This is a genomic window from Streptomyces sp. SKN60, from assembly GCF_026236535.1.
Taxonomy (GTDB): domain Bacteria; phylum Actinomycetota; class Actinomycetes; order Streptomycetales; family Streptomycetaceae; genus Streptomyces.
This window is the reverse complement of record NZ_JAHTMW010000007.1, coordinates 1-16438: the sequence shown is the minus strand read 5'-3', so window position 1 is coordinate 16438 and position 16438 is coordinate 1. Positions and strand designations below refer to the sequence as shown.

The following is a 16438-nucleotide window of genomic DNA, read 5'->3' as shown; positions in this document are numbered from 1 at the left end:
AAGGAGGCAAGTCGCCAAGGAGGTAACACTGGAAGGAAGCAGGTCTCGCAGGAAGCAGGTCTCGGAGGAGGCAAGTCTCGATCGGGACCGACTCGGCCGGCCGGGGACGCCGAGGGCCGGCCTCGTGACCGCGGTCACCAGGCCGGCCCCGACACGTCCGCGGCCTACCGCTCCGGCAGCCGCCCCGTCTGCACCAGCGAAGCCTGGCCACGCCGGCCCACGAAGTAGCCGCGGCCCGGGGGCATCGGGCGGGGGCGGGCGGTGCCGACGAGGTCGCCCTCGGAGGGGTCCCCGGAGAGGACGACGCCCTGGGCGCCCAGCTCCTTGATGCGCTGCATGAAGGACTCGTACAGGGAGCGGGAGGCGCCCGCGCTGTTGCGGGCGATGATGAAGCGGACGCCCGTGTCGCGGGCGAAGGGCAGGTACTCGGCCAGCGGGGCCAGCGGGTTGCCGGCGCTGGTCGCCACCAGGTCGTAGTCGTCGACGATGATGAAGACCTGCGGGCCCGACCACCAGCTGCGGTCCCGCAGCTGCTGCGGTGTCACGTCCTGCGGCGGCTGGCGGCGGGCGAAGACGCCCGACAGGGCCTCCATGTGCATCTGCATGGAGCTCGCCATCGGCGCGTACTCCAGGAGGTGCTCCTCCGGCAGCGCGCCGAGCAGCGAACGCCGGTAGTCGCCGACGACCAGCTTCGCCTCGTCGGGGGAGTAGCGCTCGCCGATCTGCTTGGCGATGAGCCGCAGCAGGTTGGTCTTGCCGGACTCGCTCTCGCCGAAGATCAGCAGGAACGGGTCGGTCTCGAAGTTGACGAAGACCGGCTCCAGGCGCGTCTCGTCGATGCCGATCGCGATGCCGTGCTGCGGGAACTCGAAGCCCTTCGGCAGCTGTTCGGCCGGCAGCTTGTGCGGCAGCAGCCGGACGGCCGGGGCGCCGGGGCCCTGCCAGGCGGTGCGGGCGGCCTCGACGAAGGCCGCCGTGCCCGACGACAGGTCGCTCGCCGAGCTCGATCCGTCGATCCGCGGCAGCGCGCCCATGAAGTGCAGCTTCTCCGGGACCTGGCCGCGGCCGGGCACGCCGGTCGGCACGTTCGCCGCGACCTTGCGGTCGAACTCGGAGTCCATGACGTCACCGAGCCGCAGTTCGAGCCGGCCCAGGATCTGGTCCTTGAGCGCCGCCCGGACCTCCATGTAGCGGGCCGCCGTGATCACCACGTGGATGCCGTAGCCGAGACCGCGCGACGCGAGGTCGGAGATGACGGACTCCAGGCCCTCGTACTCGGTGCGGAAACCGCCCCAGCCGTCGATGACCAGGAAGACGTCGCCCCACACCTCGTTGGGGAGCTCGCCCGCCGCGCGCTTGCGCCGGTAGGTCGTCATCGAGTCGATGTTGTGCGAGCGGAAGAACTCCTCGCGCCGGTTCAGTACGCCGAGCACCTCGGCCACCGTGCGCCGCACCCGCTCCGGGTCGAGGCGCGACGCCACCCCGCCGACGTGCGGCAGTTCGGCCAGCGAGGACATGCCGCCGCCACCGAAGTCGAGGCAGTAGAACTGCACTTCGGCCGGGGTGTGGGTGAGCGCGAACGACGCGACCAGCGAGCGCATCAGGGTCGACTTGCCGGACTGCGGGCCGCCGACCACCATCATGTGGCCCGCCGCGCCCGAGAAGTCCCGGTACAGCACCTCGCGGCGCTGCTCGAACGGCTTGTCGATGAGGCCGAGCGGCACGGTGAGCCCGCCCGGCCGGGTGTACTCGGTCGCCGTGAGGCCCCGGTCCGCGGTCTGCGCGAGCCCGGGAAGCAGCTGGTCGAGCGACGGCGCCTGGTCGAGCGGCGGCAGCCACACCTGGTGGGCCGGCACGCCCTGGCCCTCCAGACGGCGCACGATCACGTCGAGGACGGTGTCCGCGAGCGCCTCGTCCTCGTCGTCGCGCCGCGCGGTCAGATACGCCGGGTCCGGCGCCGCGTACACCACGGGCACCGGCGAGGCCGTGAACAGCGCGGGGCGCCGCTCGATCGGCATGCTGCCGGCCTCCAGACGCGGCCCGCCCGTACGGTACGTACCGGAGACGTACGCCGCCTTGAAGCGGGTCATCTCGTCCGTGCCGAACTTCAGATAGCCCGAACCCGGCACCGACGGCAGGTGGTACGCGTCCGGCACGCCGATCGCCGTGCGCGACTCGGCCGCCGAGAAGGTCCGCAGACCGATCCGGTACGAGAGGTACGTGTCGAGGCCGCGCAGCTTGCCCTCCTCCAGGCGCTGCGAGGCGAGCAGCAGGTGCACACCCAGGGAGCGGCCGATGCGGCCGATCTGGATGAACATGTCGATGAAGTCCGGCTTGGCGGTCAGCAGCTCGCTGAACTCGTCGATGACCAGGACCAGCGAGGCCAGCGGCTCCAGCGGAGCGCCCGCCGCCCGCGCCTTCTCGTAGTCGTGGATGTTGGCGTAGTTGCCCGCCGACCGCAGCAGCTCCTGCCGCCGCTGCAGCTCGCCGCGGATCGCGTCGCCCATGCGGTCGACCAGGGTCAGGTCGTCCGCCAGGTTGGTGATGACCGCCGCCACGTGCGGCATCTGCGACATGCCCGCGAAGGTCGCGCCGCCCTTGAAGTCCGCGAGGACGAAGTTCAGCGTCTCCGAGGAGTGCGTCACCGCCAGACCGAGCACCAGCGTGCGCAGCAGCTCCGACTTTCCGGAACCCGTCGCACCCACGCACAGACCGTGCGGGCCCATGCCCTCCTGCGCGGCCTCCTTCAGGTCCAGCATGACCGGCGAGCCGTCCTCGCCGACACCGATCGGCACCCGCAGCCGCTCCGCGACCGAACGCGGCCGCCAGGTGCGCGCCACGTCCACCGAGGCCGCGTCGCCCAGGCTCAGCAGATCCGTGAAGTCCAGGTTGGCGAGCAGCGGTTCGTCGTCGTCACCACCGCCCATGCGCAGCGGCGCCAGCTGCCGGGCCAGCGCCTCCGCGGCCTGCGGCGACATGCCGTCCGGCACGCCCTCGTACGCGAAACCGCCGCCCGACTCGAGGCGCAGCCGCCCGGGCCGCACCACCACGGAAAGACCGCCGCGCGGCTCGTCGAGCTCGCCCGACACCACCTCGACGATGGTCACGCCCTGCAGGCCCTCGGCCGCCGCGAGCAGCGAGTCCGGCGGCACCATCCCGCCGTCCAGGACCACCACGACATGCGGCTGGTCCAGGACCGGCTGGCTCTCCCGGCTGAACCGCGGCCGGCCCTCCAGACGTGAGCGCAGCAGCTGCTCCAGCTCGCCGAGGTCGTCGCCGAACAGGCGCTTCGTGCCCGCCCCGTCGACCGTGCCCGGCACCTGCGTGTGCGGCAGCCACTTCGTCCAGTCCCAGCGCTCCTGCGCGCCCCGCGCCGCCACCACGGCCACCATCAGGTCGTCGGGGGAGTGCAGGGTCACCAGCTGCGCCACCAGACCGCGCGCCGCGGACTGCGCCGACTCCGGATCACCGGAGACCGTCACGTGGTAGAAGGCGCGCATCGAGACCGCCATCGGCAGTCCGTCCAACGTGCCGTGCACCGCCAGGAACTGCTGCATCGCCCCCGCGCACAGCGGCTCCAGCTCGTCCACCGGCGCCGTCTCCGGCGCCACCAGCGGAGTCGCCAACTGCTGGGCGCCGAGCCCGATCCGGGCCTGCGCGAAGTCGTGGTCGCCGACCCGCCGCTCCCAGACCCGCGAGCCCTCCGCGACCACCGACCACAACTGCTCGGGCGCCGGGTGCAGATACAGCTGCGCGTCGCGCTGCTTGCGCGCGGTGCGCCGCACCGTACGCCGGGTCTGCGCGAGGTATTTGAGGTAGTCCCGCCGCACATCGGCCATTTGCCCCTGCGACCCGCGGCGGAATCTGACGAACTGGGCGATGGCCATGCCGACCGTCGACGCCAGCATCAGGGTGCCCATGATGCGCATGATCGGCGACGGCGTCATGAAGAAGAACACCACGGACGAACCCATGCCGAGCATCGGCAGGAGCTGCATCAGCGCGGACTCCTGCTGCCCCCGCGGCAGTTCCGGCGGGGACTCCAGGACCAGTTGCTCACCGGGTACTTCCGGAGGAAGAGACCTCGGCGGGCGTTTGACGACGATCTGGCTCACCGGCGCATCAATCCCTCGTTACGGGCGGGCTCGGGGAGGATTCACCGCACCAGCGCCCCCGTCGACTGTGTTTCGATGCGGACTCCCCCGTGAGAGCAGGATCCTACTTGCAGCCACTGTCGGTGGTCCCCGGTAGGGTGTCGCCGCAGTGTGCGCAACCGCGAATCAGGGGGTCCAGACACGTGAGTACGACCGCAGCGACCGGCTTCTGCCGCGTCACCGTCGTGGCGCCGGACAGCCGCATCGACGTCGCACTCCCCGAGGACATCGCCGTCGCCGACGTCTACCCGGAGATCCTCCGGCTCACCGGGCAGAGCCAGCCGGCCGGCGCCCCCACCGGGTACCACCTGGTGCGCCGCGACGGCACCGTCCTCGACGGCGCCCGCACGCTGGCCGCCCAACAGGTGCTCGACGGCGAGGTGCTGAGCCTGCGCCCCTTCGCGCAGTCCCTGCCGCCGGCCGTCTTCGACGACGTGTCCGACGCCGTCGCCTCAGCCGTCACCCGCGACCGGCACCTGTGGAGCGACGACCTGCTGCGCGGCGCCGGACTCGTCGGCGGCGTGCTCCTCCTCGTCCTCATGGGCTTCGTGCTCTGGTTCGCCGACCCGGTCCGGCACGACATGCACGGCCTGCCCGGCGTCATCGCCGGCGCGGCCGGCGTGCTCCTCACCGCCTTCGCCGGCGTCCGCGCCCGGGTGTACGGGGACCGGGCCACCGCCGTCGGTCTCGGCCTCGGCGCACTGCCGCTGCTGCTGATCGCCGGCTCCGGCATCCTCGCCCCGGACGCCGGCCAGGGACCGGGCCGGCTGCAGTTCCTGATGGGCTGCGTCACCGTCCTGGTCGCCTCCGTCGCCCTGGTCGCGCTCACCCCCAGCGGTGACGCCCCGTTCGTCGCCGCGACCTTCCTGGCCACCGTCGGCACCCTCGCCACCTTCGTCGCGATCCTCACCGAGGCCTCCGCCACCCAGACGGCCGCCGTGTGCGTGCCCGTCGCGATCGGCCTGGTCGCCTTCCTGCCGAGCCTGTCCGCCCGCTTCGCCCGGCTGCCGATCGGCTACGCCTCCCCGCGCAGCGCCGCCGACGACGAGTTCCTCGCCGACCCGCACCAGCCGGCCGCCCCCGACGCCCAGCCCGTCGACGGCGAGCGGATCGCGCTCCAGGCCCGCCGCGGCCACGAGATGCTGCTCGGCCTGGTCGGTGGCTGCGCCGCCGTCGTCGTCGGCGCCTCGGCCGTCCTCGGCTTCGCCGGGAACATGTGGGGCCAGCTGCTCGCCCTCGCCGCCGGCCTGGCGATGCTGCTGCGCGCCCGCCTCTTCCGCTACACCTCGCAGGTCGCCTGCGTCCTGGTCGCCGGCCTCGCCGCGATCGCCCTGCTGGTCCTCGGCCTCTCCCTGAACCCGCCGGTCGACCTGGTGCAGGACCTCCTGATGTACGGGGACCGCGGCGGCCTGGACATCCGTACGATCTGGCTGACCGCGGCCGTCGCCGCCGGCGCCGCCCTGGTCACCGCGATCGGCCTGATCATCCCCCGCAAGGGCCTCTCGCCCTTCTGGGGCCGGCTGCTCGACCTCACCGAGGGCTTCGTGCTGCTCTCCCTGGTCCCGCTGTGCCTCGCCGTCCTCGACGTCTTCATGCGGGCCCGCTCGCTGACCAGCTGAGGCCCTCGCCCGGGGCGCGCCTCGGGGCCGTACGGCAAGCTGGTACGCTGTGTGACGGCCGTTTGTGTACGCGCTTCCGGAACCCCACGGGCATCCCGTGAACATCGGGAAGCAGCGCTCATCGGACCTTCGCCCCCGAGTCACCGAAGCTTCCCCTGAGACCAAGACCAGGGGCACTCGCGGGCGCACGAACCAGAGGAGATCCGCGTGGCTCTCGACACCGCTGTCAAGAAGCAGATCATGGCCGAGTTCGGCACCAAGGAGGGCGACACCGGCTCCCCCGAGGTCCAGGTCGCGATGCTTTCCCGCCGCATCTCGGACCTGACCGAGCACCTCAAGACCCACAAGCACGACCACCACTCCCGTCGTGGTCTGCTGATCCTGGTCGGTCAGCGTCGCCGCCTGCTGCAGTACCTGGCCAAGAAGGACATCCAGCGCTTCCGTACGCTGGTCGACCGCCTCGGCATCCGCCGCGGTGCGGCCGGCGCCAAGTAAGTCGCTGTGAAGGGAGCGGTTCCCACTTTCAGGGGGCCGCTCCCTTTGCTGTACGTGCGCGATGTACCCCCCGGCACTTAGTCTGGTCACACAACGCCACATCCACGCGCGAGAAGCAGCCGGCACGCCGCCGGTCCTCGGTAGTGGCCCCCGGGCATGGTCCCCGGGAGCTTCGATCGAAGACCGGCCCGCCACGACACCGCTTCTCCCGCACCGTCCGCACGCCACACGGGCCCGCGGACGCAAAGACGAAACGTAGGAGAAACCGCTAGTGGAGAACGAGACCCACTACGCCGAGGCCGTCATCGACAACGGCGCCTTCGGCACCCGCACCATCCGCTTCGAGACGGGCCGCCTGGCCCGCCAGGCCGCCGGCTCCGCCGTCGCCTACCTGGACGACGACACGATGGTGCTGTCCGCGACCACCGCGTCGAAGAAGCCCAAGGACCAGCTCGACTTCTTCCCCCTCACGGTGGACGTCGAGGAGCGGATGTACGCCGCCGGCAAGATCCCCGGCTCCTTCTTCCGCCGCGAGGGCCGCCCCTCCGAGGACGCGATCCTCACCTGCCGCCTGATCGACCGCCCGCTGCGCCCGTCCTTCAAGAAGGGCCTGCGCAACGAGATCCAGATCGTCGAGACGATCATGGCGCTCAACCCCGATCACCTCTACGACGTGATCGCCATCAACGCCGCCTCCTGCTCCACGCAGCTGGCCGGCCTGCCCTTCTCCGGCCCGATCGGCGGCACCCGCGTCGCTCTGATCAACGGCCAGTGGGTCGCGTTCCCGACGCACACCGAGCTCGAGGACGCCGTCTTCGACATGGTCGTCGCCGGCCGCGTCCTGGAGGACGGCGACGTCGCGATCATGATGGTCGAGGCCGAGGCCACCGAGAAGACCATCGAGCTCGTCAAGGGCGGCGTCGAGGCGCCGACCGAGGAGGTCGTGGCCGCCGGTCTCGAGGCCGCGAAGCCGTTCATCAAGGTCCTCTGCAAGGCGCAGTCCGACCTCGCCGCCAAGGCCGCCAAGCCCGAGGGCGAGTTCCCGATCTTCCTCGACTACGAGGACGACGTCTACGCCGCCCTCTCCGACGCCGTCCGCGGCGAGCTGGCCCAGGCGCTCACCATCGCCGGCAAGCAGGAGCGCGAGGCCGAGCTGGACCGCGTCAAGGTCCTCGCGGGCGAGAAGCTCCTCCCGGCCTTCGAGGGCCGCGAGAAGGAGATCTCCGCCGCCTACCGCAGCCTCACCAAGGCCCTGGTCCGCGAGCGCGTCATCAAGGACAAGGTCCGCATCGACGGCCGCGGCGTCACGGACATCCGTACGCTGGCCGCCGAGGTCGAGGCCATCCCGCGTGTGCACGGCTCCGCCCTGTTCGAGCGTGGCGAGACCCAGATCCTGGGCGTCACCACCCTCAACATGCTCCGCATGGAGCAGCAGCTGGACACCCTCTCCCCGGTGACCCGCAAGCGCTACATGCACAACTACAACTTCCCGCCGTACTCCACCGGCGAGACCGGCCGCGTCGGCTCCCCGAAGCGCCGCGAGATCGGCCACGGCGCCCTCGCCGAGCGCGCCCTCGTGCCGGTCCTGCCGACCCGCGAGGAGTTCCCCTACGCGATCCGCCAGGTGTCCGAGGCCCTCGGCTCCAACGGTTCGACGTCCATGGGCTCGGTCTGCGCCTCCACCATGTCGCTGCTGAACGCCGGTGTGCCGCTCAAGGCCCCCGTCGCCGGTATCGCCATGGGTCTGATCTCCCAGGAGATCGACGGCGAGACGCACTACGTCACCCTCACCGACATCCTCGGTGCGGAGGACGCCTTCGGCGACATGGACTTCAAGGTCGCCGGTACGAAGGAGTTCGTCACCGCCCTCCAGCTCGACACCAAGCTGGACGGCATCCCGGCCTCCGTCCTGGCCGCGGCCCTCAAGCAGGCCCGTGACGCCCGCCTCCACATCCTCGACGTGATGATGGAAGCGATCGACACCCCGGACGAGATGTCCCCCAACGCCCCGCGGATCATCACCGTCAAGATCCCCGTGGACAAGATCGGCGAGGTCATCGGCCCCAAGGGCAAGATGATCAACCAGATCCAGGAGGACACCGGCGCCGAGATCACGATCGAGGACGACGGCACCATCTACATCGGTGCCGCCGACGGCCCGGCCGCCGAGGCCGCCCGCGCCACGATCAACGGCATCGCCAACCCGACCATGCCGGAGGTCGGCGAGCGCTACCTGGGCACGGTCGTCAAGACCACCACCTTCGGTGCCTTCGTCTCCCTCATGCCCGGCAAGGACGGCCTGCTGCACATCTCGCAGATCCGCAAGCTCGCCGGTGGCAAGCGCGTGGAGAACGTCGAGGACGTGCTCGCGGTCGGCACCAAGGTCCAGGTCGAGATCGCCGAGATCGACCAGCGCGGCAAGCTCTCCCTCATCCCCGTGATCGAGGGCGAGGACGAGAAGAAGGACGACACCGACCAGTGACGTCCCGCAGTTCCGCGACGACGGCCCGCCCCTCCTCCGAGGGGCGGGCCGTCGCCCGTACCCAAACGCTTCTGCCCGGCAAGGACGGCATCGGCACCGTCCGCCGCACCACCCTCCCCGGCGGTCTCCGCGTCGTCACCGAGACCCTGCCCTCGGTGCGCTCCGCCACCTTCGGCATCTGGGCGCACGTCGGCTCCCGCGACGAGACCCCGGCGCTCAACGGCGCCACCCACTACCTGGAGCACCTCCTCTTCAAGGGCACCAAGCAGCGCTCCGCCCTCGACATCTCCGCCGCGATCGACGCGGTCGGCGGCGAGATGAACGCCTTCACGGCGAAGGAGTACACCTGCTACTACGCCCGGGTCCTCGACACCGACCTGCCGCTGGCGATCGACGTCGTCTGCGACATGCTCACGGGCTCGCTCATCCTCGACTCCGACGTGGACGCCGAGCGCGGCGTCATCCTCGAGGAGATCGCGATGACCGAGGACGACCCCGGCGACATGGTGCACGACCTGTTCGCGCAGACCATGTTCGGCGACACCCCGCTGGGCCGCCCGGTCCTCGGCACCGTCGACACCATCAACGCGCTCACCCGGGACCAGGTCGCCCGCTTCTACAAGAAGCACTACGACCCCACCCACCTGGTGGTCGCGGCCGCGGGCAACGTCGACCACGCCACCGTCGTACGGCAGGTCCGCCGCGCCTTCGAACGGGCCGGCGCCCTCGGCCGCGACGGCGCCGCGCCGATCGCCCCGCGCGACGGCCGGCGCACCCTGCGCACGGCCGGCCGGGTCGAGCTGCTCGGCCGCAAGACCGAGCAGGCGCATGTGGTCCTCGGCATGCCGGGCCTGGCCCGCACCGACGAGCGCCGCTGGGCCCTCGGCGTGCTGAACACCGCCCTCGGCGGCGGCATGTCCTCCCGCCTCTTCCAGGAGGTCCGGGAGAAGCGCGGCCTGGCCTACAGCGTCTACTCGTACACCTCGGGCTTCGCCGACTGCGGCCTGTTCGGCGTGTACGCGGGCTGCCGGCCCAGCCAGGTCCACGACGTGCTGAAGATCTGCCGGGACGAGCTCGACAAGGTCGCCGCCGACGGTCTCACCGACGACGAGATCGCCCGCGCCATCGGCCAGCTCTCCGGCTCCACCGTCCTCGGCCTGGAGGACACCGGAGCGCTGATGAACCGCATCGGCAAGAGCGAGCTGTGCTGGGGCACCCAGATGTCCGTCGACGACATGCTGACCCGGATCGCCGCCGTCACCCCCGACGACGTGCGCGAGGTGGCGCGCGATGTACTGGAGCAGCGGCCCTCGCTCTCGGTGATAGGCCCGCTGAAGGACAAGCAGGCGAGCCGCCTCCACGAAGCGGTCTCCTGACCGCCGAGTCCCTCGACGAGTACGAGTACGAGTACGAGTAAGGAAGAGCAATGAGCAAGCTGCGCGTGGCGGTCCTCGGAGCCCAGGGCCGGATCGGCTCCGAGGCGGTCAGAGCGGTCGAGGCCGCCGAGGACATGGAACTGGTCGCGGCCCTCGGCCGCGGCGACAAGCTGGAGACGCTCGTCGAGGCGGGCGCCCAGGTCGTCGTCGAGCTGACCACCCCCGGCTCGGTCATGGGCAACCTCGACTTCTGCGTGCGCCACGGCATCCACGCGGTCGTCGGCACCACCGGCTGGACCGAGGAGCGCCTCGCGCAGCTGCGGGACTGGCTCGCCCAGTTCCCGCAGACCGGTGTCCTGATCGCCCCGAACTTCTCCATCGGCGCGGTCCTCACCATGAAGTTCGCGCAGCTCGCGGCGCCGTACTTCGAGTCGGTCGAGGTCGTCGAGCTGCACCACCCGAACAAGGTGGACGCCCCCTCCGGCACCGCCACCCGTACCGCCCAGCTGATCGCCGCGGCCCGCGCCGAGGCCGGCCTGGGTGCCCAGCCGGACGCGACCACCACCGCCCTGGACGGGGCGCGCGGCGCGGACGTGGACGGCGTCCCGGTGCACGCCGTACGCCTGCGGGGCCTGCTGGCACACCAGGAGGTGCTGCTCGGCGGCGAGGGCGAGACCCTCACCGTCCGGCACGACTCGCTGCACCACTCCAGCTTCATGCCGGGCATCCTGCTGGCCGCCCGCCGCGTGACCACGACTCCGGGCCTCACCTTCGGCCTGGAGCACTTCCTGGACCTGGGCTGACGACCATGGGCGGAAAGATCACGTACGTCTTCCTCGCCACCATCCTGGTGCTGGTCTTCGGGGTGGTGGCCATGGAGGGCGTCCTGCTGCTCCTCACCGGCGAGCCGGCCGCCATGGGCATGGGCGCCATAGCGTTCCTGCTGCCGGTCGTCGGCACCTGGTTCCTGTGGCAGAACACCCGCTTCGCGCGCCGCGCCAACCGGCTGGCCGCGGAGCTGGAGGCCGAGGGCGGACTGCCCGTCGACGAGCTGAAGCGCACCCAGGGCGGCCGGATCGACCGCGACTCGGCCGACGAGGTCTTCGCCCGCCGCAAGGCCGAGACGGAGGACGCCCCGGACGACTGGCGCTCCTGGTTCCGCCTCGCGGTCGCCTACCACGACGCCCGCGACACCCCGCGCGCCCGCAAGGCGATGCAGCGCGCGATCACGCTGCACGACGCCGGAACGGCGTAGGGGCACAGGGGCGCGGGGCGGTGACACCTACGGCTCCGCCGTGTGGGCGCGACCGGCCGCAACGCACCCGCAGGCGACGTCCTACCTCGCGCCCGCGTACTCCGCGTTCCACGCCTCGACCGTGTCCGCCGCGCGGTCGAACGCCTCGACGCGGGAGAGGAAGTCGGCGTTGTGGTCGGTCAGCAGCGGCGTCTGTTCGCCGTTCTGCCGTACGAGGATCAGGGCCTGGCCCTGGACGGTGCGGGGGAGGCCCAGCCAGCGCACGGGCTGCTGGACGGTGCGCACGCCGTTCGCCCGGTGCCAGGGCAGGGTGCTCGTCGTGAAGAAGCGGACGTGCCGCAGGCCGGCCCGGCTGACCCAGACGCCCATGCGCAGGCTGCGCAGCGCGGCGGCGATGATCACCGCGGCGAAGCCGAAGGTGAACATCGCCCCGCCGGGCGCCCCCGCGGCGGCGATGATCACGGCGGCGAGCAGCACGAACGAGGCGAGCAGCAGCGCGAGCGCGGCGAGCCCCACCCGCCACGGCCCGGGCCGGTACGGACGCCGCCACTGGTCGTGGTCGACGAACGGCAGCGCGATGTCCTCGGCCGCGTCGAAGTCGCGGTCGGCCGTCAGGAAGGGCAGGGGCACGACAGGTCCTCACTCACAAGCACGTTCGGTGGCTGTGCCCGGTGAGGCTACCTCAGCGGCCGTCGGATGCCTCGGACTGATGCTGCCGGCCGCCCGCGTCCCCGCCGCCGAGGGCCGGCATGCCGAAGACCAGGGAGCCGACGAGGCCGGCGACGACGGTGAGACCGAGGAGGGCGCGGCCGAGGTACTGGGAGGCGGTGAGACGTTCCTTCGGCGGGGGAGTGACGTTACTGCGGAAGTGGTCGGACTCCGCGACGAACGCGAACGGGACGGCCTCTCGCCGGAGCAACATCTGGGGCCACTCTCCTGGGATTCGGTGCTGCAACGTGTCTGTCGTCTTTACAGACGAGCACGAAGGCGCTTTGGTGCCGATTTTTCATCAAAGCGGCCCAATCTCATCCTTGAGACGTAGGTGGATAGAGTGGGCGACTGCAACGAGCCCCGCCGGGAAGGACCGCTGGTGACCGACACCCCCACCGAGCACGACGCGAAGATCGACCTCAGGAGCGACGTCACCGTCGAGCTGGTCAAGAGCGCCGCGGCCGACTCCGACGTCCTCTGGGCGGCCCGGGTGTCCACGGCCGGCGAGCAGTCCCTCGAAGAGCTGCAGAAGGACCCCGAGCGCTCCAAGGGCCTGATCAACTACCTGATGCGGGACCGCCACGGCAGCCCCTTCGAGCACAACTCGATGACCTTCTTCATCAGCGCCCCGATCTTCGTGTTCCGCGAGTTCATGCGGCACCGGGTGGGCTGGTCGTACAACGAGGAGTCGGGCCGCTACAGGGAGCTCCAGCCGGTCTTCTACGTGCCGGACGCGTCCCGCAAGCTGGTCCAGGAGGGCCGCCCGGGCAAGTACGTGTTCGTCGAGGGCACCCAGGCGCAGCACGAGCTGACCGGGCGCGCCATGGAGGACTCGTACCGCCAGGCGTACGCCACGTACCGGGAGATGCTGGCCGCCGGCGTGGCCCGCGAGGTCGCCCGTTCGGTCCTGCCGGTGGGTCTCTACTCCTCGATGTACGCCACCTGCAACGCGCGCTCGCTGATGCACTTCCTCGGTCTGCGCACCCAGCACGAGCTGGCCGCGGTGCCGTCCTTCCCGCAGCGGGAGATCGAGATGGTGGGCGAGAAGATGGAGGAGCAGTGGGCCCGGCTGATGCCGCTGACCCACGCCGCCTTCAACAAGAACGGCCGGGTCGCGCCGTAACCCGTGAGCGGGGGGCGCACGCCGGGGGCGCACATAAGTACGAACATCTCCGGCGAAGTGTCCGTATTGCGACGTTTCGTGAAGTTCATCTAGGCTGATCAAACGGACCCGGCACTGCTTGAACCCCCGAGCAGGCAGTGCCGGGCTCCCCTTATCGCGTCCCCCGAGGGGACCCCCGGCGCTGAGCAGCGAGTAGCGTGTTACCCATGGCTCCGATCTCCACTCCGCAGACCCCCTTCGGGCGGGTCCTCACCGCCATGGTCACGCCCTTCACGGCGGACGGCGCACTCGACCTCGACGGCGCCCAGCGACTCGCCGCCCATCTGGTCGACGCCGGCAACGACGGTCTCGTCGTCAACGGCACCACCGGCGAGTCCCCCACCACCACCGACGCGGAGAAATCGCAGCTCGTCCGGGCCGTACTGGAGGCGGTCGGCGACCGCGCCCACGTCGTCGCCGGCATCGGAACCAACGACACCCACCACACCCTGGAGCTCGCCCGCGCCGCCGAGCGCGACGGCGCACACGGCCTGCTCGCCGTCACGCCGTACTACAACAAGCCCCCGCAGGAGGGCCTGTACCGGCACTTCTCGGCCATCGCCGACTCCACCGAGCTCCCGGTGATGCTGTACGACATCCCCGGCCGCAGCGGCGTCCCGATCGACACCGAGACCATCGTCCGGCTCGCCGAGCACCCGCGGATCGTCGCCAACAAGGACGCCAAGGGCGACCTCGGCCGGGCCAGCTGGGCCATCGCCCGGTCCGGCCTCGCCTGGTACTCCGGCGACGACATGCTGAACCTGCCGTTGCTCTCCGTCGGCGCCTGCGGCTTCGTCTCCGTCGTCGGCCACGTCGTCGCCCCGGAGCTCCGCGCCCTCCTCGACGCCTACCTCGCCGGTGACGTCCAGAAGGCCACCGAGATCCACCAGCGGCTGCTTCCGGTCTTCACCGGCATGTTCCGCACCCAGGGCGTCATGACCACCAAGGCCGCCCTCGCCCTTCAGGGCCTCCCGGCCGGCCCCCTGCGGCTGCCGCTCGTCGAGCTCTCCGCAGAGGAGACCGCCCAGCTCAAGGTCGATCTGGCCGCCGGCGGGGTACAGGTCTGACAACAGACTTCACAACCGAAGATCCGTAACTGAACACGCGTAAATGAACACTCGTAACTGAAGACACACACAGCAAGTGCACGAATGTCATGCGCGCCACGTGCCCGAGCGGTACGTGGCGCGTGTGGTGAGGAGAGTCTTTTGAGCCATCCGCATCCCGAACTCGGCGCCCCGCCGAAGCTGGCCAAGGGCGGCCTGCGCGTCACCCCGCTCGGCGGCCTCGGTGAGATCGGCCGCAACATGACGGTCTTCGAGTACGACGGCCGTCTGCTCATCGTCGACTGCGGCGTCCTCTTCCCCGAGGAGGAGCAGCCCGGCGTCGACCTGATCCTGCCGGACTTCACCACCATCCAGGACCGACTCGACGACATCGTCGGCATCGTCCTGACCCACGGCCACGAGGACCACATCGGTGGCGTGCCGTACCTGCTCCGCATGAAGCAGGACATCCCGCTCATCGGCTCCAAGCTGACCCTCGCCCTGATCGAGGCCAAGCTCCAGGAGCACCGCATCCGTCCGCTCACCCTTGAGGTGGCGGAGGGGGACCGTGAGCGGCTCGGCCCCTTCGACTGCGAGTTCATCGCCGTCAACCACTCCATCCCCGACGCCCTGGCCGTCGCCATCCGCACCCCCGCGGGCATGGCCGTCCACACCGGCGACTTCAAGATGGACCAGCTCCCGCTGGACAACCGCCTCACCGACCTGCACGCCTTCGCGCGGCTGAGCGAGGAGGGCATCGACCTCCTGCTCACCGACTCGACGAACGCCGAGGTCCCGGGCTTCACCGCACACGAGCGCGACATCTCCAACGTCCTGCGCAACGTGTTCGCCAACGCCCAGAAGCGCATCATCGTGGCCAGCTTCGCCAGCCACGTGCACCGCATCCAGCAGATCCTGGACGCCGCCCACGAGTACGGCAGGCGGGTCGCCTTCGTCGGCCGCTCCATGGTCCGCAACATGGGCATCGCCCGCGACCTCGGCTATCTGCGGGTCCCCGCCGGCCTCGTCGTGGACGTGAAGACCCTCGACGACCTGCCGGACGACGAGGTCGTGCTCGTCTGTACGGGTTCCCAGGGCGAGCCCATGGCCGCCCTCTCCCGGATGGCCAACCGCGACCACCAGATCCGGATCGTCCCCGGCGATACCGTGATCCTGGCGTCGTCCCTGATCCCGGGCAACGAGAACGCGGTCTACCGCGTGATCAACGGCCTGACCCGCTGGGGCGCCAACGTCGTCCACAAGGGCAACGCCAAGGTCCACGTCTCGGGCCACGCCTCGGCCGGCGAGCTGCTGTACTTCTACAACATCTGCAAGCCGAAGAACCTCATGCCGGTCCACGGCGAATGGCGCCACCTGCGCGCCAACGCCGAGCTCGGCGCGATGACGGGCATCCCGAAGGACCACATCGTCATCGCCGAGGACGGCGTCGTCGTCGACCTGGTCGACGGCCGCGCCCGCATCACCGGCAAGGTCCAGGCGGGTTACGTGTACGTCGACGGTCTCTCGGTCGGCGACGTCACCGAGTCCTCCCTCAAGGACCGCCGCATCCTCGGCGAAGAGGGCATCATCTCGGTCTTCGTGGTGGTGGACTCCTCCACCGGCAAGATCGTCGGCGGCCCGAACGTCCACGCCCGGGGCTCCGGCATCGAGGACTCCGCCTTCGACGCGGTGCTCCCGAAGATCGACCAGGCCCTGAACAAGTCCGCCCAGGACGGCGTGGTCGAGCCCCACCAGCTCCAGCAGCTGATCCGTCGCACGGTCGGCAAGTGGGTCTCCGACACCTACCGCCGCCGCCCGATGATCCTCCCGGTGGTCGTGGAGGTCTGACGACCCGTCGCGTACGGCCGGGAGGGGGGCGCCTCGATTTGCATCGGGGCGCCCCCCTCCAGTACGTTTACGGCTCCGCCAGAGGGGAAGCCCCGGGCACCAGTGCGTGCCCGGAGGATGAACCGGGAGGCGGAAATTCCGACTCAGAACTTCTGATAAAGTCGGAACGCGCCGGAAGGCCTCGAAAATGAAAGTAATCGGGACCGGAAAGCGCCGAGGAAATCGGATCGGAAAGATCTGATAGAGTCGGAAACGAAGGAAGCGCCCGGAGGAAAGCCCGCGAGGGTGAG

General features: G+C 70.6%; 12 protein-coding genes. 9 read left to right on the top strand and 3 right to left on the bottom strand.

Going from position 1 to position 16438, the window contains the following annotated elements:
• Positions 1-164 precede the first annotated feature (164 nt).
• The gene (gene eccCa, locus KV205_RS13325; protein WP_265864478.1) at positions 165-4115 is read right to left on the bottom strand and encodes a type VII secretion protein EccCa; all 3951 of its coding nucleotides are present in this window, start codon (positions 4113-4115) and stop codon (positions 165-167) included.
• Positions 4116-4297: 182 nt separating this feature from the next.
• Here eccCa and eccD point away from each other — a divergent pair, with 182 nt between their 5' ends.
• The 6 genes from eccD to KV205_RS13295 all read left to right on the top strand — a co-directional run bounded on the left by eccD (position 4298) and on the right by KV205_RS13295 (position 11381).
• Complete coding sequence (gene eccD, locus KV205_RS13320; RefSeq protein ID WP_265864477.1) at positions 4298-5773, top strand: type VII secretion integral membrane protein EccD; 1476 nt, start codon at positions 4298-4300, stop codon at positions 5771-5773.
• A 207-nt stretch (positions 5774-5980) separates the two neighbouring features.
• Positions 5981-6268: a 30S ribosomal protein S15 gene (gene rpsO, locus KV205_RS13315; protein ID WP_265864476.1), complete on the top strand. Its 288-nt coding sequence runs from the start codon at positions 5981-5983 to the stop codon at positions 6266-6268.
• A 271-nt stretch (positions 6269-6539) separates the two neighbouring features.
• Complete coding sequence (locus KV205_RS13310; RefSeq protein WP_265864474.1) at positions 6540-8750, top strand: polyribonucleotide nucleotidyltransferase; 2211 nt, start codon at positions 6540-6542, stop codon at positions 8748-8750.
• The gene (locus tag KV205_RS13305; protein WP_265864472.1) at positions 8747-10126 is read left to right on the top strand and encodes a pitrilysin family protein; all 1380 of its coding nucleotides are present in this window, start codon (positions 8747-8749) and stop codon (positions 10124-10126) included. The genes KV205_RS13310 and KV205_RS13305 overlap by 4 nt, the downstream gene beginning before the upstream one ends.
• Before the next feature lie 50 nt (positions 10127-10176).
• Positions 10177-10929, top strand: coding sequence for a 4-hydroxy-tetrahydrodipicolinate reductase (dapB, locus tag KV205_RS13300; protein WP_265864470.1), 753 nt, complete (start codon positions 10177-10179; stop codon positions 10927-10929).
• Between the two features lie 5 nt (positions 10930-10934).
• Positions 10935-11381, top strand: coding sequence for a hypothetical protein (locus KV205_RS13295; protein ID WP_265864469.1), 447 nt, complete (start codon positions 10935-10937; stop codon positions 11379-11381).
• Between the two features lie 81 nt (positions 11382-11462).
• On the opposite strand, the gene KV205_RS13290 is transcribed toward KV205_RS13295, so the two are convergent.
• Both KV205_RS13290 and KV205_RS13285 read right to left on the bottom strand, forming a co-directional pair.
• On the bottom strand, positions 11463-12011 hold the full coding sequence (locus KV205_RS13290) for a hypothetical protein (RefSeq protein ID WP_265864468.1): 549 nt from the start codon (positions 12009-12011) through the stop codon (positions 11463-11465).
• A 52-nt stretch (positions 12012-12063) separates the two neighbouring features.
• Positions 12064-12303 carry a hypothetical protein gene (locus tag KV205_RS13285; protein ID WP_265864466.1) on the bottom strand — a complete coding sequence of 80 codons (240 nt, stop codon included), beginning with the start codon at positions 12301-12303 and terminating at the stop codon, positions 12064-12066.
• A gap of 168 nt (positions 12304-12471) precedes the next feature.
• On the opposite strand from KV205_RS13285, the gene thyX reads away from it, so the two are divergent.
• The 3 genes from thyX (at position 12472) to KV205_RS13270 (ending at position 16148) form a co-directional block, all read left to right on the top strand.
• Entirely contained in the window at positions 12472-13215 is a 744-nt protein-coding gene (gene thyX, locus KV205_RS13280; RefSeq protein WP_265864464.1) for an FAD-dependent thymidylate synthase, read from the top strand.
• A 206-nt stretch (positions 13216-13421) separates the two neighbouring features.
• Positions 13422-14321, top strand: coding sequence for a 4-hydroxy-tetrahydrodipicolinate synthase (gene dapA / locus KV205_RS13275; RefSeq protein ID WP_265864463.1), 900 nt, complete (start codon positions 13422-13424; stop codon positions 14319-14321).
• Between the two features lie 141 nt (positions 14322-14462).
• On the top strand, positions 14463-16148 hold the full coding sequence (locus KV205_RS13270) for a ribonuclease J (protein ID WP_265864461.1): 1686 nt from the start codon (positions 14463-14465) through the stop codon (positions 16146-16148).
• Positions 16149-16438: the final 290 nt, after the last annotated feature.

What these genes read in the sequence shown, in the direction of transcription:
- dapB (WP_265864470.1), top strand. Translation starts at nt 10,177, where the DNA reads ATGAGCAAGCTGCGCGTGGCGGTCCTCGGAGCCCAGGGCCGGATCGGC.
- KV205_RS13295 (WP_265864469.1), top strand. Translation starts at nt 10,935, where the DNA reads ATGGGCGGAAAGATCACGTACGTCTTCCTCGCCACCATCCTGGTGCTG.
- KV205_RS13285 (WP_265864466.1), bottom strand. Translation starts at nt 12,303, where the DNA reads ATGTTGCTCCGGCGAGAGGCCGTCCCGTTCGCGTTCGTCGCGGAGTCC.
- dapA (WP_265864463.1), top strand. Translation starts at nt 13,422, where the DNA reads ATGGCTCCGATCTCCACTCCGCAGACCCCCTTCGGGCGGGTCCTCACC.